20 protein-coding genes are annotated in these 22,476 nt (G+C 42.8%); 11 read left to right on the top strand and 9 right to left on the bottom strand.

Annotated elements, in window-relative coordinates; all coding sequences use genetic code 11:
* Positions 1–34 precede the first annotated feature (34 nt).
* Genes KKOR_RS08505 through KKOR_RS08495 form a run of 3 tightly spaced genes read left to right on the top strand, consistent with a single transcriptional unit; the run spans position 35 to position 4,995 of the window.
* Positions 35–1,165, top strand: a complete 1,131-nt coding sequence (locus tag KKOR_RS08505) for a DUF4123 domain-containing protein (protein WP_015780714.1) — start codon at positions 35–37, stop codon at positions 1,163–1,165.
* 5 nt (positions 1,166–1,170) lie between these two features.
* Positions 1,171–4,029: a toxin VasX gene (locus tag KKOR_RS08500; protein WP_015780713.1), complete on the top strand. Its 2,859-nt coding sequence runs from the start codon at positions 1,171–1,173 to the stop codon at positions 4,027–4,029.
* Between the two features lie 6 nt (positions 4,030–4,035).
* On the top strand, positions 4,036–4,995 hold the full coding sequence (locus KKOR_RS08495; RefSeq protein WP_015780712.1) for a hypothetical protein: 960 nt from the start codon (positions 4,036–4,038) through the stop codon (positions 4,993–4,995).
* A gap of 139 nt (positions 4,996–5,134) precedes the next feature.
* Here KKOR_RS08495 and KKOR_RS08490 read toward each other — a convergent pair whose 3' ends face one another.
* Positions 5,135–5,671 (bottom strand): toprim domain-containing protein, encoded by a 537-nt coding sequence (locus tag KKOR_RS08490; protein WP_015780711.1) that lies wholly within the window; start codon positions 5,669–5,671, stop codon positions 5,135–5,137.
* 39 nt (positions 5,672–5,710) lie between these two features.
* A complete protein-coding gene (metG, locus tag KKOR_RS08485) occupies positions 5,711–7,735 on the bottom strand; it encodes a methionine--tRNA ligase (protein ID WP_015780710.1) in 2,025 nt (674 codons plus the stop codon).
* Between the two features lie 179 nt (positions 7,736–7,914).
* Between metG and apbC the strand changes: the two genes are divergently transcribed.
* Together apbC and dcd are read left to right on the top strand one after the other, a co-directional pair.
* On the top strand, positions 7,915–9,003 hold the full coding sequence (gene apbC, locus KKOR_RS08480; protein WP_015780709.1) for an iron-sulfur cluster carrier protein ApbC: 1,089 nt from the start codon (positions 7,915–7,917) through the stop codon (positions 9,001–9,003).
* A gap of 76 nt (positions 9,004–9,079) precedes the next feature.
* A complete protein-coding gene (gene dcd, locus KKOR_RS08475; RefSeq protein ID WP_015780708.1) occupies positions 9,080–9,646 on the top strand; it encodes a dCTP deaminase in 567 nt (188 codons plus the stop codon).
* 82 nt (positions 9,647–9,728) lie between these two features.
* Here the strand turns inward: dcd and KKOR_RS08470 are convergent, their stop codons facing one another.
* From KKOR_RS08470 to KKOR_RS08445, 6 genes are all read right to left on the bottom strand, one after another.
* Positions 9,729–10,142, bottom strand: a complete 414-nt coding sequence (locus tag KKOR_RS08470) for a hypothetical protein (protein ID WP_015780707.1) — start codon at positions 10,140–10,142, stop codon at positions 9,729–9,731.
* Positions 10,143–10,162: 20 nt separating this feature from the next.
* Positions 10,163–10,831, bottom strand: coding sequence for a DUF3108 domain-containing protein (locus tag KKOR_RS08465; RefSeq protein WP_456152084.1), 669 nt, complete (start codon positions 10,829–10,831; stop codon positions 10,163–10,165).
* 106 nt (positions 10,832–10,937) lie between these two features.
* Positions 10,938–11,561, bottom strand: a complete 624-nt coding sequence (gene purN, locus KKOR_RS08460; protein ID WP_015780705.1) for a phosphoribosylglycinamide formyltransferase — start codon at positions 11,559–11,561, stop codon at positions 10,938–10,940.
* Positions 11,562–11,572: 11 nt separating this feature from the next.
* The gene (gene purM, locus KKOR_RS08455; RefSeq protein ID WP_015780704.1) at positions 11,573–12,610 is read right to left on the bottom strand and encodes a phosphoribosylformylglycinamidine cyclo-ligase; all 1,038 of its coding nucleotides are present in this window, start codon (positions 12,608–12,610) and stop codon (positions 11,573–11,575) included.
* Positions 12,611–12,780: 170 nt separating this feature from the next.
* On the bottom strand, positions 12,781–13,446 hold the full coding sequence (locus KKOR_RS08450) for an OmpA family protein (protein ID WP_015780703.1): 666 nt from the start codon (positions 13,444–13,446) through the stop codon (positions 12,781–12,783).
* A 168-nt stretch (positions 13,447–13,614) separates the two neighbouring features.
* Positions 13,615–14,178 carry a hypoxanthine-guanine phosphoribosyltransferase gene (locus tag KKOR_RS08445; protein ID WP_015780702.1) on the bottom strand — a complete coding sequence of 188 codons (564 nt, stop codon included), beginning with the start codon at positions 14,176–14,178 and terminating at the stop codon, positions 13,615–13,617.
* Between the two features lie 350 nt (positions 14,179–14,528).
* Between KKOR_RS08445 and KKOR_RS08440 the strand changes: the two genes are divergently transcribed.
* Genes KKOR_RS08440 through hda form a run of 3 tightly spaced genes read left to right on the top strand, consistent with a single transcriptional unit; the run spans position 14,529 to position 16,906 of the window.
* Positions 14,529–15,533 (top strand): DUF2066 domain-containing protein, encoded by a 1,005-nt coding sequence (locus KKOR_RS08440; RefSeq protein ID WP_228638564.1) that lies wholly within the window; start codon positions 14,529–14,531, stop codon positions 15,531–15,533.
* A 26-nt stretch (positions 15,534–15,559) separates the two neighbouring features.
* Positions 15,560–16,192 carry a CDP-alcohol phosphatidyltransferase family protein gene (locus KKOR_RS08435; protein WP_015780700.1) on the top strand — a complete coding sequence of 211 codons (633 nt, stop codon included), beginning with the start codon at positions 15,560–15,562 and terminating at the stop codon, positions 16,190–16,192.
* A 24-nt stretch (positions 16,193–16,216) separates the two neighbouring features.
* A complete protein-coding gene (gene hda, locus KKOR_RS08430) occupies positions 16,217–16,906 on the top strand; it encodes a DnaA regulatory inactivator Hda (RefSeq protein WP_015780699.1) in 690 nt (229 codons plus the stop codon).
* 13 nt (positions 16,907–16,919) lie between these two features.
* On the opposite strand, the gene KKOR_RS08425 is transcribed toward hda, so the two are convergent.
* On the bottom strand, positions 16,920–17,279 hold the full coding sequence (locus KKOR_RS08425) for a carboxymuconolactone decarboxylase family protein (RefSeq protein WP_015780698.1): 360 nt from the start codon (positions 17,277–17,279) through the stop codon (positions 16,920–16,922).
* 139 nt (positions 17,280–17,418) lie between these two features.
* Here KKOR_RS08425 and KKOR_RS08420 point away from each other — a divergent pair, with 139 nt between their 5' ends.
* The 3 genes from KKOR_RS08420 to KKOR_RS08410 are packed head-to-tail and all read left to right on the top strand — an operon-like array spanning position 17,419 to position 22,433.
* The gene (locus KKOR_RS08420; protein ID WP_015780697.1) at positions 17,419–19,170 is read left to right on the top strand and encodes a pentapeptide repeat-containing protein; all 1,752 of its coding nucleotides are present in this window, start codon (positions 17,419–17,421) and stop codon (positions 19,168–19,170) included.
* A 3-nt stretch (positions 19,171–19,173) separates the two neighbouring features.
* Positions 19,174–20,061: a TolB family protein gene (locus tag KKOR_RS08415; RefSeq protein ID WP_015780696.1), complete on the top strand. Its 888-nt coding sequence runs from the start codon at positions 19,174–19,176 to the stop codon at positions 20,059–20,061.
* A 20-nt stretch (positions 20,062–20,081) separates the two neighbouring features.
* Positions 20,082–22,433 (top strand): sensor domain-containing diguanylate cyclase, encoded by a 2,352-nt coding sequence (locus KKOR_RS08410; RefSeq protein ID WP_015780695.1) that lies wholly within the window; start codon positions 20,082–20,084, stop codon positions 22,431–22,433.
* Positions 22,434–22,476: the final 43 nt, after the last annotated feature.

Raw genomic sequence — 22,476 nt, 5'->3', positions numbered from 1 at the left:
TGTTTTTGTTAAGCCTACCCAGCTAAAGGATTTTATGAAACAAGGATGTTCTACCTATTTAATCAATGACATAAGTAATACTGCTGTTTCACAGGATAGTGATAATCAGACAGCAATGTTGAGCATTGAAACTCAAGCGTTAAGCCCAATAGCAGTAGAAGAATCCAAGGCTCCTAGCTGGGACAGGCCTTGGATTGGTCCTCTCTTAAAAGACACTTTATTCACAGTTTCGTCAGGCGATGAATCAACTATCCACCAATCGCCAAACCATCAACTAAAGACTTATTTATTGCTCGATGCCGCCCAGGTATCTGCGCTTGAGGGCGTTTTCAGTTTGGCCAAAGCCGAAGACTTGGGGGTGCTATGTTTGCTTGGCGGCGAGGCGCGAAAAGACCTCAAAGATTATGCACCTTACCTTATCAACCTGACTCTGTCGCAACAGCAGTTAGAAGAGGGCGATATTCCGAGCTTCCATCGTGATGTCTTTATACGCTATTGGGGCAAACACTGCGGAATCTTCCTGCATAGTTATGCCGACTTAAATACAGTCGCCCGTCACTGCAAAAAATTTATCAAACTAAAAGACGAACAAGACCAGTGGTTTTTCTTTCGCTTTTATGATCCTCGTGTGGCACAGGACTATTTTCGCTGGATGGAGAATGATGGCGTTAGAATCGCAAAATGGTTTGGTATAAAGCAGGGTAAGCCTCTGATTCAGTCACTGATCTTTGAGGCCGATGCAGGACAAAGCTTTACACGGATAGAAGCAAAGAATTATGAGCAGCTCAATGATCATAGCCCCATAGGCCTGACCAAGGTAGAACTTGGCTGGATGCAACAAAGTCGCTGGCAGCGTACCAAAAAAGCAATCTATCAATCCTTGCAACAAGAACTATCTGAAGAGCCGTTTCTCCAGAGCAAGCTAGAACGACAATTAGTGGGAGGCTGGTGTGAAGAGGCATTACGCCATGATTACACCACAGAAAGAGCCATTTATGATTACGCTTATAGCCACGCACTAGCGCATCACTTTGAACTGGATTTGGCTGAGGTTAACGACTACCTGGCTGCAAAAGACGACTCTGATGTAGAAAAAGCCAAAGAGCTGCAGCAAATATTACTCAACGCCATCAACACCTATCGCATGAATCAACAGGAAGAATAATTAACATGGGACGTGAACAATTCTCTGCGACACAATCTGCTACTGATCCAATACTGCCTTGTGAAAAAGGTATTCGACCGATATTCCCAACACGTTTTGCTATAAAGCCCAGCGTGTTGAACGAACTGTCCAAGTCTCCGCGAGCTATCTGTCAGGAAAGCAGCATCATTAATACCGGCGATCATGAGCTTCGCCGCATTCGTCAAGGTTACGTCTATATTTTTGTACCAAATCAAATTGAAGATGAAGATAGCAGAACTGAAACCAGCAATGGTTACTGGATGGTGTTTCGTTACCAAACGCAGCTCGATGATTTTAATTCTCATGTCTTAGAAGACTATGGTTCCATTCCATTTTCGATCCGTAATCCTGATACGGATCCGTATGTTGGACTTGATTATTCATTTAGACAATACAGCTGGTTAGACGGTTATGCAGCAGGACGTTGGGGCTTTAACGATTCCAAAATCTATCCCTATGTCTATGTGCCTAAACAAGTCACTAAAATAGAAATCGCCTACAGCGAACACCGTTGGCCAGCCAAGTTTTTTGAAAGAGCAGAAGTCGACGCAAGTTTCCGCAAGACTCTGATGGTGCCGATTGATTTAGCGCCACAACGAACAGACTTCTCCATGCCAATGTCAGAGCTAGAACATCATGTAGTCGACTTTAAAAAGGATTTGTTCTCAGACATTTCATTCATCCCTAATTATGCCGATGCACATACCGGCATTTTCCCACAAGACTCGGAGGATGTGCTCAGTGGTATTAAAGAGCTGGAGTGTGCCCGCATCATTGCACTTCACGATCCAATAGGCCGAGTGCTGGATATTAATGAGCGCATTCATAAGAATGATAATGAGCGGACGATTTATAATGCAGAATATCAATATCCACTGGTAACAGCTCGGGCCGTAGAGCAAATTTATGATGTCGTTGATGATGCTAATTATTTAAAGAAGTTTTTTAATGACGATATTGTACAAGATCAAAGTATGTGGCGAAGTTATATCAATCAATCTGAGGAGTTTGATGCTGTAGCAAATAATTTATATGCAACTCATAAACAAAGTGTTGCTCATAAAATGGATTACTCTATTCATCATCAGCTGAAGCAAACCTTGGAGTTGATCAGCGGGACTGGTGATGAATATGATTGTGAACTTTTAGTATATTGCACAGGACTATTGTCCCAGTTGTATGAAGGTGTGGGGAATTCGGTTCAAGGATCTCAATATCTTGAAGCGACTATTTCAAAACGTGAACAGGGAAATAAAGCGGTAGCTAATATTTATGAAGGGCTTATTTCGCAGTGGGCAAAAGTAGCTCTTGCAGTAAAAGTTGGGGCACAAGAAAGGTTAAGTTATTCTTTAAAAGCTTTTGAGGCCTTTGATTCATTCTTACTAGTCAACGGTCCAGAATTTGCCAAGTTAAGACTGCATTATAACAATCCGAATTTCATGAGTGTCTTAAATGAATTGTATGATGTTAAAGGTTTTAGTAAGCGTCCCTTAACCATTGATGACGTTAAGAAGGTTTTTGAATCAGGCTTTATTCCAGATACCAGTCATGTGGATGCTGCTAGTGCTAACTTTTCTCAAAGAGGAGGTGCTGCGAGCATAGAGGCTCAACAAGGCATTACTGTTTCTTCTGGCAATAGAACTTCAACTGTTGATATGACTTACATTCAGCTTGAGGGAGAGCTTGTTCCTGCCGCGGGATTTGATAAAAGAGCAGGAGAGGTTGGCGTATCGCAGCAAAAGCTAGCTGGCCTATCCGTTTTTCTTAATCTCTACTCAGCATTTGATATTCTAGAGAACCGTGACAAAAGCAGCGCCGGAACAACGCTAGGTCGAATCGGTGAAAATTTTTATATTAATCTTATCGTTGCTGTTGGTTCCTCGGTAAATGATGTCTATGAATGTCGAAGAGTATTTGCCAATGGCCAGTTTCGCCAGATAGCCTCTAAAAGTATTGTTAATAATGTTTATAAGGAATTTAACAAGAGCGGCCTTTTGACTCGTAGTGGTGTTAATGTCAGCAGAGCCAGGGCTGGTGCCATTTCAGGCGCGCAGGTATCTAAGTTTGCTGGTAAGGCTTTAGGCATAGCTGGAATCTTACTGACTTCCTTTATGGCATATGACGGTTTTAGAACCGACAGAAAAGCCAAAGGCTGGGGCAATGCTCTAGCTGCAGTTGGCTCGGTAGCTTTGATGCTCACTACCGTGCTTGGTCCTGTCGGAGCAATAGTTGGTGTGATACTGGTTATAACAGGCATAATTCTGGAATATTTTGGAACTTTAAACCCAATAGAAGACTGGGCATATAATTGCTTTTGGGGTAAGTCAGATTATTATTGGGGGGAAGGTAAGGATAGGGCTAAGCTCGATAGATTAATTAAAGAGTCCACAATCCTTGCCTATCCTGACAAAGCTAGTTATCAAACTATGCTGGATCATTTTAATAAAGAAATGAAATCTTTTGAGAATTTGTTTCTTGGGATAAAGGTTCAGAATATATCTAGAAAAGGGCGGCAGTTTGAAGTTGTTCTTCCTAGAACTCCAGTCGCAGCAAGTCAATTCACATTAAATATTAGAGTTAGAGAGGAGCTGGTATTACTCAGTATGGATAGACATGGTGGTGAAACTGTTAGGCAGGTACATCTTGCTAAACAATATCAGTATCAGCCCGGTTCACGAATTGTCATTGTTGACTTATCTCAACAAGCTTGGAAGAACTTACCAGTGGTGAAAGTTGATATTGAATATATTGATCCGGATGGCAAGAAATTTATGCTTAATGATCATCAGATATTTAAATCTGATCAAAGCTTCTGGATGTGGAAACATGAATATGAAAGGTAAAACTAGATGTTGAATAGATTTAATATCCTAAACGGGTCGGTAAGAGTAGTTTCGAATGATATTTTTGAGATCAAGCGCTTTACGGTACTGTTTCAGCGTCTGAACTTATATTTAATAGGTGCTGTCTTGGCCATTCCATTTATTTTCTATAACTTTTTTGATGAAGAGTATATTAATAAGCGTAATGAAGTTTTCAATTACGAGGAGCGTATAAGAAGTCACTATAACCACCTTGTAGATGTTTATGAAGAGCTTGGAGACAAAATGGATCCTTTTGAAGTTTTTTATGAGGAGCAATTGCCGAGGTATTACAACCGATTTGCTTTTATCTACGGCAGTATGGCAGTGACGCTTCTCCCATGGTTGTTCATTTTATTCTGGCCCGTGGGTACACCTGTTCGGGTGGATAGGAAACGGCAGCTCATTTTTACCCGACACTGGTTTCGCTTGTATGCTGCACGTTTTGATCAACTTCAACCTGAGTTTCCACAATACTCCGCATCAATGGAGCGTGCTCCAGGTCCATTGATTATCCATCTGTACCGACCGGGTAAAACTCACACAAAAAAGGGTAAGCTTCGCAAAGGCCTTAAACTTAGACTCGGTCTTTATTACCCTCAGTTCGAAGGGCAAAACAGAGAAATTCACTCTTTAATTGAAAGGTTCATAGAAGGGAAAATTGACATCCCAGAGGACTTCAAACCTAAAAAAGGCTGGTTGGAATACTCCTTGATACCAATGCGAAAGTTTCCAAATGAAAAGCGACTCAATAAAGCTTTGGATAATTGGTGGGACAAAGAGCAGTACCCTCGGTTATGTCCTGCTATTGAATGGATGGTGCATTATGTCGATGAACTTGAACGCGAAGGGAAGTTATTGGCTAAACCGGTTCCTATTGCAAAACAGAGCCTCGTTTTAGGCGGTCAACAAAGTCACCTAAGTGGCATCATTCGTGATTACCCTTAGCCTATATCCCTAGTGCATATGTTTGAGTAAGGAGTAGGGACAAGTCATGACTTGTCCGTACAGATTTGAGCAGCGAGCCGGAGTTGGGATTAAGGATAAGGGCGAGCGGTGCTCGCCCTTTAAATCTGAGGGAAGGAGGTTAGCTCTTTTCTGGGTTCGTTGGATTATCAGTTGGGCTGTCAGAACTTTCTTCGGTAACTGAGTCTTCATCACCAAGAGTTGGCTCTACTGGAGTTGCCATTCTCTTTTCAGCGGGCTTTGAAGTAGCCGATTTATTATTACTTTGACCTTGTTTCTTACGCCAAAATTTAAAGCCGAACCAGGCAGCCAGTCCAACTAAGAAAACGGTGACAAATACCCAAATTATGGTTTTTATGCCTGCCATAAATCCTGCGCTATCACCATCAAATAGCAATACTACTGAATTCAATACTAACGGTGAGTAGGTTTCGGCATAATCCACCGGATGGCCTGGTGTTAATGCTCCCGCCAGAATGACCGATGCAATAAACCATTTAATGGCGAAGTGCCATTTACGTATGGCGTACCAAATGATGCCAATCATCAGCAAAACCAGTCCAATGTAGATGGCCCAGGTTGAACCATAGCTGGCAAAGGTGGTGACTATTTCTTGTGTCTCAGCAGTTTGCACTGCTTCTGTTGCGGGTACTGTCATGATTAATCCTGCTATTTTTCTTGCGCTACTTTACTCTCGTTATTTTACACGCATGCCTGGCTGAGCACCTTCATCGGGATTCAAGATCCAGAGATCTTTGCCGCCTGGGCCAGCTGCCAATACCATGCCTTCCGACATACCAAACTTCATCTTGCGTGGCGCAAGGTTGGCGACCATCACGGTTAGTTTACCTTGTAAATCCGCTGGATCGTAGGCGGCTTTAATGCCGGCAAAAACTTGCTTGGTAACGCCATTGCCTAAGTCCAGTTGTAGCTTAAGTAATTTATCCGCACCTTCCACGTGCTCTGCTTTGGCGATTTTGGCGATACGTAAATCAATCTTATCAAAATCACCGAACTGGATTTCGTCCTTAATCGGATCATCTAACTGTGCTTCAGGTTTTACTTCAGCTTCCAAATCTTCTTTCGAATCTTCAATCATAGCTTCGACCTGTTTCATATCGATGCGTTGCATCATTGGTTTGAATTTATTGATTTCGTGCCCGGTTAAAACGTCTTGTGCGCTTGCCCACTTCAAGCTGTCTAGCTTTAAGAAGTCTTGCACTTTACCCGCTAACTCTGGAAGCACGGGGGCAAGGTAAGCGGTCAGAATTTTAAACATATTGATGCCAAGACTGCACACCTGATGGGCACGCTCTTTAGTCTCATCATTCTTGACCAGATTCCACGGCTCTTCATTGGCGATGTATGCATTGGCTTTGTCGGCCAGCGCCATGATGTGCTTAACTGCGCGACCAAAGTCACGGTTCTCATAATGCTGAGCTAATTCATCTGATGCTTCAGTGAATTGCTTGATAAGTTCCGGCTCAATGATGCTGTCGCTTAAATTGCTATCGAACTGTTTGGTGATAAAGCCTGCGCAGCGGCTGGCGATATTGACTAATTTTCCAACCAAGTCGGAATTAACACGCTGGACGAAGTCTTCGAGATTTAAGTCGAAGTCATCAATGCGATTCGATAGTTTCGCTGCGTAGTAATAACGTAAAAACTCGGGACGGAAGTGATTCAGGTAAGTACGCGCCTTGATGAAGGTGCCTTTAGATTTCGACATCTTCTGACCATTAACGGTTACAAAACCGTGCGCCCAAACTGCACTTGGTGTGCGGTAGCCTGCGCCATCTAAAACCGATGGCCAGAACAGGGTGTGGAAATAAATAATGTCTTTACCGATGAAGTGATAAACCTCGGCGTCGCTGTCTTTACCCCAGAATTCATCAAAATTCAAATCATCGCGCTTGTCACACAAGTTTTTGAAGCTGGCCATGTAACCAATCGGGGCATCCAGCCAGACGTAGAAGTATTTGCCTTTCTCGCCTGGAATTTCCCATCCGAAGTAGGGCGCATCGCGAGAAATATCCCATTGGCGCAAATCATCCAGCCATTCGTTCATTTTGTTCTGTACTTCTGATTGAACGTGTCCGTCGGCGCCTAACCATTCGCGCAAGAAGCCTTCGAAGCCTTTCAGGTCAAAGAAAAAATGCTCTGACTCTTTAAGGATTGGCGTTGCGCCGGATACTGCTGATTTTGGATTTTTTAGTTCCGTCGGGCTATAGGTTGCACCGCATGCATCGCAGTTGTCGCCGTATTGGTCTTCCGAGCCACATTTTGGGCAAGTGCCTTTTACGAAGCGATCCGGTAGGAACATTTCCTTCTCTGGGTCGAATAACTGGTTGATGGTTTTAGAGCTGATATGACCATTTTCTTTCAGCTTGAGGTATATGCCTTGAGTCAGTTCTTTCGATTCTGGGCTGTGGGTGCTGTGAAAATTATCAAAACCAATCAGACAGTCAGCAAAGTCCTGTTCGTGCGCCTGATGACTTTCTTTAATAAAGTCTTCCGGTGTCTTGCCTTCTTTTTGTGCGCGCAGCATGACCGGGGTGCCATGGGTATCGTCAGCACAGACATAGATACACTGGTGTCCACGAGACTTCTGGAAGCGAACCCAAATGTCGGTTTGCACATATTCCAGCAGGTGACCAATATGGATATCGCCATTGGCATAGGGAAGGGCGCTGGTAACAAGAATTTTGCGTTGTGAGCTCATATTGAAATAGAGTCCTGAAATTAGTTTTGTGGATCATTTACTTAGCCGTGAATACTACTTGTTTTGGGTCAAATTTTCATTAACTAATTCGTCCAAATATCATGATCTGGCTTGGTTTTCGGGCCTAAAAGACTTAGACTTTGAACCACTTTTTCAAATAAGCCGGACAGATCAGCAGAATGCTCACTGAACAGCAGATCCACGATGCCCTGAGCCAACTCAAGCTCAGTCAATTGAATACCGATTTAATCAGCGCTAATGCACTAAAAAAGACCGATATTGATGGTGATAAGGTTACTTTGACCATTAAATTGGGCTTTCCAATGGGTAATTATCAGCAAGAATTAGAGCGTGAAGTCACTGAATACCTCAAAGCTCAGTTTCCCGAGATTAAACCTCAAGTTAAGGTTTCCTGGCGGGTAGAAGCCCACGCTCATCCGGCTAAAGTGCAAGCCATGCCTGATATTAAGAATATTATCGCGGTGGCGTCTGGTAAGGGCGGTGTTGGGAAATCGACAACTTCCGTCAACTTGGCGTTAGCTTTAAGTCATTTGGGCGCTAATGTTGGCATTTTAGATGCAGATATCTATGGGCCAAGCATTCCGATTATGCTCGGATTGCAGGGCAAGCACCCGGAAAGTACCGATAAGAAGACCATTCTGCCAGTTGAAAATCATGGCCTGCAGTCCATGTCGATTGGCTACCTGGTCAAGCCTGAGCAAGCTATGGTGTGGCGTGGCCCAATGGCCAGTGGTGCGCTTCAACAATTGATTAACGATACCCAATGGCGTGATCTTGATTACTTGATTATCGACTTGCCGCCGGGCACTGGAGATATTCAATTGACCATGGCACAGAAAATCCCTGTTACAGCAGCGGTTGTGGTTACTACGCCGCAAGATATTGCACTGGCCGATGCACGCAAAGCGGTGACTATGTTTAACAAGGTTTCAGTACCGGTTTTAGGTGTGGTTGAAAATATGGCAATGCATACCTGCTCAAATTGCGGTCATCAGGAACATATTTTTGGCGCTGGTGGTGGAGACAAGTTGGCGCAGGAGATTGGTGTTGAGCTATTGGGCAGTTTGCCATTAGCTTTAACCATTCGTGAGCAGGCTGATAGTGGTAAGCCGACCGTGGTTGCCGACCCATCAACTGCAGAAAGTCACCTGTATCTTGACATAGCGCAACGCATTGCTGCTAAATTATCGTTACAAGAGAAAGAGTTTAGAGCAGACTTTCCAACAATCACAATTGATAACAACTGATTGAAAACACTTAATATTGATACAGTAATGTTAAGAGCAATATTAAGCAATAATTAGAAATTAAAGAGAAACGACTATGACAATTAAAGCTGATAAGTGGATCCGCAGAATGGCGGAGAGCGATGGGATGATTGAACCGTTTGAGCCTGGACAGGTTCGTTACAATGGCGATAACCGTATTGTGTCTTATGGTACTTCAAGCTATGGCTATGACGTGCGTTGCTCTGACGAGTTTAAGATTTTCACGAACATTAACTCCGCGATTGTTGATCCGAAAGCCTTTGATCAAAACAGCTTTGTTGATGTGAAAAGCGATGTTTGTATTATTCCACCCAACTCCTTTGCACTGGCACGCACGATTGAGTATTTCCGTATTCCACGAAATGTCTTAACCATTTGTTTGGGTAAATCGACTTACGCACGCTGCGGTATTATCGTTAACGTGACGCCACTTGAGCCTGAGTGGGAAGGGCATGTAACACTCGAGTTCTCCAACACTACACCACTTCCTGCGAAAATTTATGCTAATGAAGGTGTGGCGCAGATGCTGTTCTACGAGTCAGACGAAGTGTGCGAAACCTCATATAAAGATCGCGGAGGCAAGTATCAGGGACAACGTGGGGTTACTCTTCCAAAAACCTAGGCAAGAGTTTAGTCCAAAACAAAAAAAGCCAAAGGCATAATTGCTTTTGGCTTTTTTATTGAGTTTAAGAAAATTTCAGCGATTATTGCCGAGTATAGAGGCTAAGTATTGGGTAGCTGTGATTACCAAAATGAAGGGTAATGGTTTGGGTTTCTTTGCCTTTGAAAGTGACTTTTTTCTCGATAGGACTAAGGCGGTCACCATTAGCAAATAGCGCCATTATCTGTTTGCTAACGAAAATGCGATTGCCACTGGATGAATTGTGCAATGTTACCGTTGCTTTACGCGTGCCTTGTTCATTGCTTAGAGTGACGTAATTGATGACTTCAAAGTCGCTGGTGTCAGGATGGATGTTATTGTCATTGGGAAATTGAAACTGAATGTCCTGAGTGATGGCTTTATCAATGCTTAATGCATCTTCCTCAGTATAGTTGCTTGCCAGCCCGGGCTGAGTAGAGGCAATCAATAAACTCAAAACAACAATATTTTTCACCATCCTATTTCTTCCTTACAGTTTTAAAGTTCCCAGCTTGTCGCTACTAACTTTGCTTCTTCTTCACCATCTTTAATTCGTTGGATTTGGACCAGCAACATTTCATGGTCAATCGCAAACCAGAAGTTAGTTATGCGCGTACCATTTTTTTCAATGAGCTGTAGTTTAGCAGTTCGAATGTCTCCTGATTTTAATTTCAGAGTTTCTTCGCCCACCACTTTAAATTCATGATGACGAATACCACCTCGATAGCTGATGTCGATTGCTTGCAGAGGCTTTTGGGCCAACAGAGTTTCTCTTACCGCTAAAACTTCTGTGAGAGGATCGAGCAGGCCTTCCTGTAGCTGCATGTTCCACTTTTTACCCTCATATGACCCTTGTTCACGCATCGCGTCCCAGTCAAATTTTTGAATCAGGATTCTGTCTGAACGGAAGCTGGTGTCAGCCAGACTTTGGTAATGAAGTGGACGAATGATCTCATCTACTATTTCGAAGCGACTGGTTTCTCGACGTTCGTCTGAAAGCAAATAGTAACTGATATCTGACTCCATAGAGGATTGCCATTGGCCATTACTTAGCTGCTCGAGTTTGCGTGTCGCGGTTCCAACTTTGTCGCCATCATGCATTACTTTGTATTGTATAGAGTAGGGTTTAACGGCTCTCAGAGAAGTGCTTTCGTGTTCGGCTGGCACTGTATCTTCCGCCGCTACGGTCGAAGATAAGAAACTGATTAATATAAATAACAGGACGCTTAAGATTAAGCTTGAAAATGTAGCAGGGGAATCAACCTCAGGTGACTTATAGAATGCTAACAGGTTGTTGGTCGAGCCAGGCCTTACCATCTTTGAATTGCAGTCGACCGCTACAGAACCAGCTAACCACTTCGGGATATAGCTTGTGTTCTTGCTGTTGAATTTTTTTCTGCAAACTTTCTTCGTTGTCATCTGCTGTAACATGGAAACTCCGTTGTGCAATGATTGGGCCACCATCCAGCTCGGCCGTTACAAAGTGTACACTGGTTCCGTGTTCCTTATCACCATTCTCTAACACTCTTTTATGTGTGTTGAGTCCTGGATACTTCGGTAATAAAGAGGGATGGATGTTAAGCATTGTGCCTAAGTAATGCTGAACAAACTCTGAACTAAGAATACGCATAAATCCAGCCAATACAACCAAATTCGGTTGGTACTGATCAATGGTTTGTATCAGAGCCTGCTCAAAATCAGAGCGACTGGAAAATTGGGAATGGTCGACGGCAATTGCCGGAATACCTGCCTTCTCAGCGCGCTCAAGCCCGTAGACATCAGGTTTATTGCTAATTACGGCAGATACGCAGCCATCGATAGCGCCGTTTTGGACGCTATCGATAATTGCTTGTAGATTGCTTCCGTTGCCGGAAATGAGAACAACGATGTTGGACATGTCAGGACGGTTTAAAGAACCACTTGTTCTTCATCACCATCGCGGGCAGCGATATAACCAATGTTATAGACAGTTTCACCCAGTGTTTGCAATAAGTCAGAGGCTCTTTCTGCGTTCTCTTTGCTTACGACAAGAACCATGCCTATGCCACAGTTGAAGGTACGGTGCATTTCATGACGGTCGACATTGCCTTCAGTTTGGAGCCATTGGAATACTTTAGGCATTTGCCAGGCGCTAGTGTTAACCATAGCTTTAGATGTCTTTGGCATAACACGTGGCAAGTTTTCCTGTAGACCGCCGCCAGTGATATGCGAAATAGCTTTAACTTCCACTTCCTTGAACAGGCGAAGTAGAGGCTTAACATAGATTCGGGTCGGTTCTAACAGGGTTTCGCCCAAGGTTTTGCCATTCTCAAACTCGGCATTAACATCTGCGCCGCTAACTTCAAGGATTTTGCGGATCAATGAGTAACCGTTTGAGTGTGGGCCGCTTGAAGCAAGTCCTAGCAATACATCGCCTGTTTTCACTTTGCTGCCATCAATAATCTTTTTCTTGTCAACGATACCAACGCAGAAGCCAGCTAAATCGTAGTCATCGCCTTCATACATACCCGGCATTTCAGCAGTTTCGCCGCCAATCAATGAGCAACCTGAAATTTCGCAACCTTTAGCAATACCGGTGACAACGTCTGCTGCAATATCAACATCCAGTTTACCGGTAGCGTAATAATCCAGGAAGAACAGAGGTTCAGCACCTTGAACAACCAGGTCATTGACACACATTGCGACCAAATCAATCCCAACGGTATCGTGCTTTTTCAGATTCAAGGCAAGACGCAACTTGGTTCCTACGCCATCCGTTCCTGCTACTAATGCTGGCTCTTCATAACCTGAAGGCAAATCGAAAAGTGCGCCAAAACCACCGATATTTCCCATCACTTCAGGGCGGTACGTTTTTTTGCAAACGTCTTTAATACGGTCTACTAAGGCGTTGCCTGCATCAATGTCCACACCTGCGTCTTTGTAGCTCAGGGATTTTTTGTCGCTCATTTGAATTCCTAGATAAAAGTGGGCTCGGGTCAACTGACCCTTTCAAAATTGCGCTAATTTTACTAGATGCGGCTATTGATAGAAAGGAGTGACCCTAAAAAAGGATCAACTAAATTACCCACAGACAAAGAAAAAGCGGCCGAAGCCGCTTTTTAGAAGAACAGATACACTTAGTTTTGTGGATCTGGAGTAATGGTTAGCTCAACACGACGGTTTTTCGAGCGACCAGCTTCTGTTTCGTTTGGTGCTACCGGATAGCGTTCTCCATAGCCAACCACACGCAAGCGGTTATTCGGAATCTCGCGCTGACGTAAGTAAGAAGCTACGCTGTTTGCACGCTTCTCAGATAGCTCTTGGTTATAGGAGTCACTACCTACTGAGTCGGTAAAGCCCGCAACTTCAAGGTTTGTATCTTTAAACTTATACAAAACTTTAGAAACAGAGTCTAAAACCGGGTAGAAGCCGCTATCAATCGCGTAGCGATCGGTCTGAAAAGTGATGTCACCAGGCATGATCAAGTGAATTTGCTCGCCATCACGTTGAACGCCTACACCAGTACCAGCTAACTCTTCACGTAATTCTTTTTCCTGGCTATCCATGTAAGCACCGATACCAGCACCAATTGCACCACAACCTAGCGCAGCGTTACGAGCACTTTTACTGTCGCGAGTCGCGCCAATCAAACCACAGGTAATGGCACCGATCGCGCCATACTTAACCGTCTTACTGGTTTGTTCTTCGCCAGTATATGGATTAAGGGTTGTACAACCAACACCCATCACGCCAGCAACAACTGCAGCGGTAAGGGTTTTCATAAAAGGGGTCGATATTTTCATACTATTTCTCCTCGGGTTCCCCAAAAAACTTGGATTCATCATAGCTCACAAGAATGAATACTAACTGAATTAACAGTAACTTATATAGCGTATCTTTGCTTTGCGGTTAATACAAAGACGTAAATGTGAATTATTCCTCAGTATACGCCTTTTGTAAGGAGATGAGTGTTATATCGCATAAATTGCCGGCAAATTACGCCATAACCCTTTGTAATCCATACCACAGCCAAAGATGTATCGATCCGGCACACTTAAGCCAACAAATTCTGGTTTAAAACCTGATTCAGGTTTACGTTGGTGATTTTTGTCTACTAGAACAGCGCACTGCAGGCTTGATGGTTTGAAAGCCTCACATTCTTTGGCAATGGCTTCCAGAGTAATGCCTTCATCAAAAATATCATCCAGCAACATTATGGGCTGATTATGTATATCTTCGGCTTTGGGTTTAACCAGCCATTGCAATTCCTGTCCTTGCGTTTTATCACCGTAGCGGGTGGCATGTAGGTAGTTGACGGTGACTGGTATTGTTAACAGGCGCAATAGTTGGCCAGCAAAGTAGAGGCCGCCATTCATGATACAAAAAATCTGCAAAGGAGCTGAGTAGTGCTGGCTGTTGATTTGTTCGGCGAGTTTGCTGATGGCGTTGTCCACATCCTGTTCGCTGACAATAACTTCCGCATGATTTAAGACCTGGTCCGGTTGTGGGAAATGACTTGAGTTGTCTTTTGCCATTGAATTCGCCTATTTTTGTTTGATGTTAAAAATAATAAGAAAGTGCTGCGTATTATAGGTAACGTGTAACGCTCATTCGAGCCTTTCTTGTGGGAAAACCAATGAAAAGGAGAAAGAAAAGGGATAGTTAACTTTAACTATCATTAGGATATGGTCTAATTGCCTGGCGTGATTATTAAAAACTGCTAAAATGCCGACATTATTGGGCAGGTTATCGGTGCTTGTGCAAACATTGCAAGCTTTGTATCAAAGCGAGCAAAAGATAATTAAAACAGGAACTTAGGTTCATGAGAAATATATCAAAATTATATCTTTATTTGACACTCCTGCTAGTGAATCTCTGTTGGGTTATGCCAGCTCAATCTGAGCGTGTGGCCGACTTATATTCTGCTAGCTGGCCTGTGGAAAATCAGTCGACTGGCGTGCGTCAAAATGCCATGCAGAATGTCTTCGCGGAAGTTCTGGTTCGAGTCAGTGGCAATAAAGCTGTTGTGAACAATTCGCAAATTCAAGCGGTTCTGTCGGATGCGCAAAACTATATGCGTCAGTATTCCTACAAAAGGTTAAGCGCAGAAGAGCAAATGGTCTACGAAAGACCCTTATTGCTGGTTGCTACTTTCGATAGCCAGGCAATACACAGAATCTTAAAAGAGGCGCAACAGCCTATATGGTCTGAAAACCGACCAGCCGGTAGTTTCTGGATTGCGGTTGAAGAGGACGGGCAACGCCGAGTGGTTTCTGAGAGTCGGGATCAGGTGGCTATCGCTATAAAGCGTGCTGCAGCACGTCGAGGCTTGCCGATTGTCATGCCCTTGATGGATTTGGAAGACAAGTCCGAAGTTTCAGTGGGTGATGTCTGGGGCCGATTTACAGGGCCCATCAAAAGAGCTTCTGAGCGATATAATGCTGATTATGTGGTTGCCGGGCAGTTGTCACAGAGCGGTGGACAATGGATGGGTCGTTGGTCTTTGGATTTAGGCGGAAATGTTGAGAACATATCCAGCACTGCATCCAGTAAGCAGCAGGTTGTTGCCGATTTGATTGACCAAATAGCCGATAAATTGGCGGCAAGATTGTCTGTTGTGTTGTCTGATCAAGTCCTTGCGGTAGAAATTTTTGTTGAGAATATTAATACACTGGATGCTTATGCGGGTGCTCGACGCTACCTTGACGGCCTGGGCATGACTCAGTCAGTGAGAGTGCTTCAGGTGAAAGACAGCGCTGTTTTATTTGAAGTTAAAGTGCAATCTTCGCCACAAAGCTTGATTGATGCTATTAATATAGGGAATAATCTTCGTCGCATTCCGACCGATCAAGGTTTAGGCGGGCGTTATAGCTTCCGCTGGCGGGATTAGTTAACAGGGAAATAAATAATAAAATCATGAGCTTAAGTGTGTTGCCAAACCTCATCACCATTATGCGGATCATTCTGATTATTCCGTTTGCCTACTATGTGATGATCGAACAATATGCTTTGGCACTGGTTATTTTCCTGATAGCGGGCCTATCCGATGGTTTGGATGGGCTGCTGGCCAAGCGATTTCGCTGGCAAAGTCGTTTTGGTTCGATCACCGACCCTTTGGCCGATAAATTATTGTTACTGGTAGCTTTGCTATTGCTGGTGGTGAAAGGCCATATTTCCTGGACCTTATTCTGGGTATCAACCGCCAGAGATGTGATTATCGTCGGCGGTGCAACCAGCTATCATTATTTCGTTGGGCCTTATGAAATGCGCCCGTCTTTAATTTCCAAATGGAATACAGCCCTGCTTATTCTGCTTGTGCTATTGGTTTTAGTGACAGTTGCTGACTGGTATTCTGTTCCTGATATATTGTTGCAAGGTCTTGAAATTACAGTAATATTGACCTGCATTATTAGCGGACTTCATTATATCTGGCTAGGCGTTGTTAATTACAAAGCGGTTAAGAACAATAAACAGCCACTGTCTGAAAGCAGTCATGACGCAGTTAAAGATAAGGCTGAAACTAACCACACTGACCCTGGTCAGCAATAAGAATAACCTATAATTTAAACAACCATGCAGCAATTACCCCTCGATATTGAGCTTCATTCCGATGCTACCTTTGCCAATTTTATGGTTGGCGAAAATCAGCTGTTGCTTCAGAAGCTAGAAGCTATTTGTCAGGGTGAGAGTGATTTTATCTATATCTATTCAGAGCAGGGCCATGGCCGGAGTCATTTACTGCAAGCGTTAACTCATGCTTATTCTGAGCAAAACCCCGACAAGCTAATTGCCTATTTGCCATTAGAAAACAGCATGTTAGTACCACAAATGCTGGATGGTCTGGTGGCTTTTGATTGCGTCTCGCTGGATGGTATTGAGAAAGTGATTGCAGATAAAGAGTGGCAAACTGCGATTTTCAATCTTTATAACCAGCTCAAGGAGCAGGGCAAGAGTTTTCTGATCACCGGCTTGAATGCGCCATCACAGTTGGCTCTAGAGCTTAAGGATCTTAAGTCACGCCTGTCGGCTATGTTCATATACAATATCAAGCCTTTAAATGATGAGGAAAAGCTGATTTTGTTGCAAAGAAAAGCTGAAGAAAAAGGCTTGGAACTTAGTAATGAAGTCGCTCACTATCTATTGGCTCGCCAACAACGTGATTTGCCCACGTTGCTGGGGATTTTGGATAAACTTGATCAAGCATCCTTGCAAGCCAAGAGAAAGTTAACCATTCCATTTATCAAAGAAGTGCTTGGTTTATAGGGGTTAGCTTAGATTAATCACTTTGCGCTTGTTCTTCGAATAAAAACTCAAGGCTGAGTTTCGCGTGACGCAAATGCGGGATCACAATCGAACCACCTACCAACATGGCAACCCCCATAGCTTCATCGAGTTCCTGTTTGTTCCAACCTTGTTTGACGCATTGTTCCAGATGGTAATCAATACAATCGTTACAACGCAAAACCATGGATGCGACCAGGCCGAGCAACTCCTTGGTTTTTGAGTCAAGAGTGCCTTCACCGTAGGCAGTTTTGTCTAGTCCAAAGAAACGCTTAATCAACAGGCTGTCGGTATCCAATGCTTTCGCGTTGCCTTGTTCGCGTTTGTGGCGAAACTCTTCAAATGGATGAGTCATGATAATCCTCAAAATGGCAAAAGAATCTATTGTACTGACCACCGGCTTTAGCTCAAGTAAAACTGCTGTTAGATGCTGTTTTATATAAAGTTTCTATGGTATAAATAGAGTGCTACGGCTTGGCTGAAGAGGAAAACTCATGTCTCTGACATCAGAGGACAATAAAGAATTATTAAAAATATTAATGCAAGGGGAAAAAGTCTGGAATCAATGGCGTAAAGAGAACCCAAAAACTCACGCCAATTTTGACGGACAGGATCTTCGAGGCCTTGACCTGTCTGGTTGTGACCTTTCAGAAATGAGTTTTGTTGGAGCCAATCTAGCTTATTCCGATTTGCAAGGTGTTGCTTTAATCGCTAGTAATCTCACCGATGCCAACCTTTGTTATTGTAATCTTTCCGGAGCAAAATTAATTGCTGCTAATTTAAAGCAAGCTAATCTTAGTCATGCCAATTTGCTTCATGCCAATTTATTAACTGCCATTTGTTTCCGAACCGACTTGTCCAGTGTGGATTTGCGCGACCATGATTTGCGCGGACAAGATTTGCGCGAAGCAAACTTGAGTGGAGCTGATTTGCGTAACCAAAACTTAGAAGGTTTGGACATGCAGGGCGCTAAGTTAATTGGTGCAAAAATGGGTAATGTTAATTTACGCGATACTAATCTCAATAAGGCAAACTTGTCTGATGTTGATTTATCTAGCTGCCGTATTGAGGGGGTTACTTTAAAAGGTGCCAATCTTAGCAATGCCAACATTTCAGGTTTGGATTTATCTGGTTTTAATTTAAATGGCGTTAATTTTAAAGGTGCTGACCTGCGAAGTGCTAATTTGGGCAGAGCAAACCTTGATAACGCTATTTTAAGTGCAACTAAATTGTGGCAAGTACAAACGAATGGCTGGTCGATTCGAAACATTGACTGTAGCCATGCAAGTTGGGATCAGCGTGGTCGTGATTATACTCATTACGCTAAGAATCAATTTGAAAAACTTTTTGCCGACAAGATTACTTTTACACTTCGTTACCAGCGTATGTTGTCTTATCAGGATTTAGCAACATTACCGTTTTTGATTGAACATCTTGAAGCTAGTTACTGGGGTTGTAAGTTACGCATTCGAGATATCCGTAATGAGCCCGGTGATACTCGTGCCATTATCGTGGTCGAAGATACGGGTGGTTTAAATCCAACGATGCTCGAAGCGAGTCTTCGACAAGAAGCTGAAAAGTTACAATCTATTCAAATTAGTCTCCAATCTGAACGTAAACTACAGTTTGAAATTCGAGAGTCTTTACAAGCAATTAAAGATAAATATTGGCCTAAGTTACTTGAGCTTTCTGAAATTGATAGTGATGCCAAAACACGCCGTTTAGCAGTACTGTTTACTGACTTAAAAGGCTTTTCGCATTGGACCGAAGAAGACCGAACCGAAAAACTATCTTTATTCCGAGGTCTGTTAAAACCTGTACTTAAAAAATGGCAAGCCAGTTATCCAAATATGGAAGGTGACTCATTAAGAGCCACCTTCCAAAATGTTGAAAGTGCTTTAAGTTGCGCTGCCATGATTCAAAAAGTATTGGCAGGAGCTGGTTTTGCTTTACGTATCGGTTTAGATATTGGCGAAGTTAAAATTACTCATAACGAAATTACCGAGCAGCTTGATATTGAAGGCGATGCCATTAATTTTGCAGCACGACTGGAATCTATGGCTGAACCTGGCGAAGTATTGGTGTCAGAAAATGTCAGACATTATGCTATTCAAGCAGACTCAGCTTTCACTTTTAAAGAACAAAGACTGGCACTTAAAAAAGCAGTTGGTGATAAACAGGCAGGCGATAAAATTGTCTGCTATTCGGCGCAGCCATTGGCCTTTGTTCAGGCTCCGGAGTCATAATAAATGAACTTTCCTTGCTTGCTGGCAAGTGTATTGTCAGCACATTTAATCTGTGTGTCAGATTTGCGTGCAGAAGACGAAACCCCTTCAATCCCTTCTACTGATATTGTTGTCATTCCTGTGAGCTCTCCTGGTAGTGCAATGAAAGTGGATGCTGGTAATGCCCTCAATGCTCTTAAGCATGTCGGTTATGACAACCAGCCTCATTTTTCTGCCAACGGTGAGCTGCTATATTTTACGCGGATGATGGACGAACAAACGGATATCTTTGCTTACAACTTTGCAGATAAAAAACTCGTCAATATTACCCATAGTGATGATGTTAGTGAATATTCTCCAACTGTTTATGATGATCGAACCTTGAGTGTCATAGGGGTTAATTCTGAAGGCCAGCAACATCTGCGCTTGGTGAATATTGATGATGCGTCCCAACAAGTTCTCAATCCAGCTATTGAACCCGTGGGTTATCATGCATGGCTCAACCCAGAGTTAGCTGCTACCTTTGTATTGGGCGAAGTGATGACGTTGCAATTATTTGATCTCAAAGCTGAGGGGAAGGCAGATCCATTGGTTGAAAATATCGGTCGTTGCTTGCAGCGACTAGAAGAGAATAAAGTAAGTTTCACTCGGGTTATAGATGGTCAGCATCACATTTTTTTGATTAACCAACACGGCGAAATTCAAGCCACAGGCATTGTTCTACCTGAAGGTGTGCAGGATTATGTTTGGTTGGACTCAGATGGAGTGGCTGTTGGTAAGGGCAGTCAATTGTGGTATATAAGTAGTACAAATAAGAAGCAAATAGCCGATCTTAATGATTTAGGTATTAATAATATAAGCAGGCTTGCACTCGACTCTAATAAAAAGAAACTTGCTATAGTCCACGAGTAAACTCTCTAGGAGCAGTGTTAATGATAAAAAAGGCTAAGCCGTTACCTTTTCTGGTAAAAAATCTGATTGCAATCGGAATTATTGTACTATTAGGTTTTGCTTTTTTATTTCTTGCTGCACGGTGGTTAGAGACAACCGAACATCAGTATGCTGAGGAGCGCTTCAATGATGTTTCAACTCGCTATGTGCTAAGGGTTACTGGTGATGTTAAACGGTTTATTGATGATGTTGAGCAGTTAGCCACTTTTTTTTCACTGTCTGAAAAAGTTACTCGATTTGAATTCGAACATTTTGCCAAGAGTAATCTGATAAAGCACCGCGGTATTCAAGCATTCGAGTATGTGCAATTTGTTAAACATGAAGATCTAGAGTCATTTCTTGAGACAGCTCGTGAGCAGTATCCTGATTTTAGCTTAACTGAAAAAACCTCTGACGGAAGCTTAATTCCTTTACAATTAAATCGGCAAGTTTATTACCCAATCCTTTATGCTTATCCTTATCAAGAAAATGATGAAGTCATAGGCTATGACCCTTATCGTGCGGAAGCACGTCAGGAAGCACTAGAAAGAGCTATTCGCACCAACTCAACGACAGTAACTTCGCGTATGGAGTTACATCAGCATCCAGGAAAATCTGCGGCTCTAGTGTTCGCTCCGGCATATCGTTATGCAAAAGAAACTAATCAGGTAAATATAATCGGTGTATCCGAAGGTGTGTTTGTTTTAGAAGATCTTATTAGCGAGACTTCAAGTGAGTTAGCTCGCTTTGGATTGTCGCTCACCATAAATGATGTGACGGATGGGGGTAATACCCTATTACTTGAGCATCACTCGAGAGGTCAATCGCAAGTCGATACTGACAATGCATTTACTATTGATAGAAAATTTGAGTTAGGTGGTAGGGTTTGGAACTTAACGATTACCGGTAATGTAGAAGAGTTTTATTTGCCGCTATCCAATGCTCGTTATTCGCTGATGCTGCTAGTTATGTTGCTGACCATATTCCTGTTCTACTTCATGTATCTGGTTTTTGTGCTCTATCGCAATAATAAGGTTTTACTTGAGAGCAAAGGTGAGTTAAGGAAAAACATCAGTGAGCTTGAGTCGAGTCGAAATCAACTTGTGTATCAGGCGAATCACGATTTCCTGACTGATCTTGAAAACCGGTTTGCTCTGGATAAATTCCTAAACGAGTTAATAAGTCAGGGTGGTGGAGCCAAGCATATTGCCTGTTTGCTCGATATTGACAAGTTTAATCTCGTTAATGACTCTTTTGGGCATGAAGCAGGTAACTTTGTTCTGAAACAGTTTGCCAAGATTATTCACACTAATATTGGGGCAAAAGATCATGCATATCGACTTAGTGCAGATGAGTTTTTGATTGTTTTTGACCAGGCTAATTTAGAGTCGGCCTTCAAGGTAATTCATAATATCCTAATGACAGTACACGATACTGTATTTGATTGGACAGAGATGCACATCAGCATCGATGCAAGTGCCGGTATGGCGACAATTGGCTCAGACACATTAGGCCCTAGTGAAGTGCTTTCGGAGCTTGCATCTGCTCGAACCATAGCGAAAGAAAAAGGTGGTAATCGGATCCATGTGTTCGATAAAAGCGACCCTGAGAGCATTCATTTTCACCAACAGGTGTTATGGGTTAACCGTATCAATAAAGCCCTTGATGAAGATCGCTTTGCCCTACGAACTCAAACCATTAAAGACTTAAATGGAGATGGTGATCTGAAAGAAGTGCTTGTCGTTATGTTGGATGAGCATGGTGGTATGATACCACCGATTGAATTTATCCCAGCCGCAGAACGGTTTAATATAATGCCACAGGTCGACAATTGGGTTGTAAACCGTGTGTTGGAATATTTAGAAGCCAATAGTCAGGCTAGTGATTATTTATGGTGTATCAATCTGTCAGGTGTGTCTCTCAATAGTGAAGAGTTTAGAGAGAGCTTGGTCGAACAAATTTCAGAGAACCAGGAGTTAGCTCAGTATATGGTTTTTGAGATTACTGAGACTGCGGCTATCAATAATTATGAATTGGTAAAAGAGTTTATTGACAGTCTTAATCGTTTTGGTTGTAAGTTTGCGTTGGATGACTTTGGTAGTGGTATGTCATCCTATGGGTACCTCAGGAATATTCCAGTAGACTTTATTAAAGTTGATGGCTCCTTCATTAAGCAGATACTCGAAAATGATTATGACCAAACTATTGTGAAAAGTATTTGTGAAATTAGTGTGCAGCTTGGTATTAAGACCATTGCAGAATTTGTCGAGAACGAGCAGGTGTTAAATAAAATTAAAGAAATGGGCTTTGATTATGGACAGGGCTACCATATCGATAAACCAAAGTTGATTTAATTACTACTGACTCAATTATAAAAAGTTAGAAAAAAAAAAAGCC

Origin of the sequence: Kangiella koreensis DSM 16069 (assembly GCF_000024085.1) — a bacterium.
Taxonomy (GTDB): domain Bacteria; phylum Pseudomonadota; class Gammaproteobacteria; order Enterobacterales; family Kangiellaceae; genus Kangiella; species Kangiella koreensis.
This window is presented reverse-complemented; position numbering and strand designations above follow the sequence as displayed.

Excerpts from the sequence above, each read along its gene's own strand:
- dcd (WP_015780708.1), top strand. The coding sequence starts at position 9,080 with ATGACAATTAAAGCTGATAAGTGGATCCGCAGAATGGCGGAGAGCGAT.
- KKOR_RS08445 (WP_015780702.1), bottom strand. The coding sequence starts at position 14,178 with ATGGCAAAAGACAACTCAAGTCATTTCCCACAACCGGACCAGGTCTTA.
- KKOR_RS08505 (WP_015780714.1), top strand. The coding sequence starts at position 35 with ATGAAACAAGGATGTTCTACCTATTTAATCAATGACATAAGTAATACT.
- KKOR_RS08415 (WP_015780696.1), top strand. The coding sequence starts at position 19,174 with ATGAACTTTCCTTGCTTGCTGGCAAGTGTATTGTCAGCACATTTAATC.
- hda (WP_015780699.1), top strand. The coding sequence starts at position 16,217 with ATGCAGCAATTACCCCTCGATATTGAGCTTCATTCCGATGCTACCTTT.
- purM (WP_015780704.1), bottom strand. The coding sequence starts at position 12,610 with ATGAGCGACAAAAAATCCCTGAGCTACAAAGACGCAGGTGTGGACATT.
- metG (WP_015780710.1), bottom strand. The coding sequence starts at position 7,735 with ATGAGCTCACAACGCAAAATTCTTGTTACCAGCGCCCTTCCCTATGCC.
- apbC (WP_015780709.1), top strand. The coding sequence starts at position 7,915 with ATGCTCACTGAACAGCAGATCCACGATGCCCTGAGCCAACTCAAGCTC.
- KKOR_RS08425 (WP_015780698.1), bottom strand. The coding sequence starts at position 17,279 with ATGACTCATCCATTTGAAGAGTTTCGCCACAAACGCGAACAAGGCAAC.
- KKOR_RS08470 (WP_015780707.1), bottom strand. The coding sequence starts at position 10,142 with ATGGTGAAAAATATTGTTGTTTTGAGTTTATTGATTGCCTCTACTCAG.
- KKOR_RS08500 (WP_015780713.1), top strand. The coding sequence starts at position 1,171 with ATGGGACGTGAACAATTCTCTGCGACACAATCTGCTACTGATCCAATA.
- KKOR_RS08410 (WP_015780695.1), top strand. The coding sequence starts at position 20,082 with ATGATAAAAAAGGCTAAGCCGTTACCTTTTCTGGTAAAAAATCTGATT.
- KKOR_RS08495 (WP_015780712.1), top strand. The coding sequence starts at position 4,036 with ATGTTGAATAGATTTAATATCCTAAACGGGTCGGTAAGAGTAGTTTCG.
- KKOR_RS08490 (WP_015780711.1), bottom strand. The coding sequence starts at position 5,671 with ATGACAGTACCCGCAACAGAAGCAGTGCAAACTGCTGAGACACAAGAA.
- KKOR_RS08435 (WP_015780700.1), top strand. The coding sequence starts at position 15,560 with ATGAGCTTAAGTGTGTTGCCAAACCTCATCACCATTATGCGGATCATT.
- KKOR_RS08420 (WP_015780697.1), top strand. The coding sequence starts at position 17,419 with ATGTCTCTGACATCAGAGGACAATAAAGAATTATTAAAAATATTAATG.
- purN (WP_015780705.1), bottom strand. The coding sequence starts at position 11,561 with ATGTCCAACATCGTTGTTCTCATTTCCGGCAACGGAAGCAATCTACAA.
- KKOR_RS08440 (WP_228638564.1), top strand. The coding sequence starts at position 14,529 with ATGCCAGCTCAATCTGAGCGTGTGGCCGACTTATATTCTGCTAGCTGG.
- KKOR_RS08450 (WP_015780703.1), bottom strand. The coding sequence starts at position 13,446 with ATGAAAATATCGACCCCTTTTATGAAAACCCTTACCGCTGCAGTTGTT.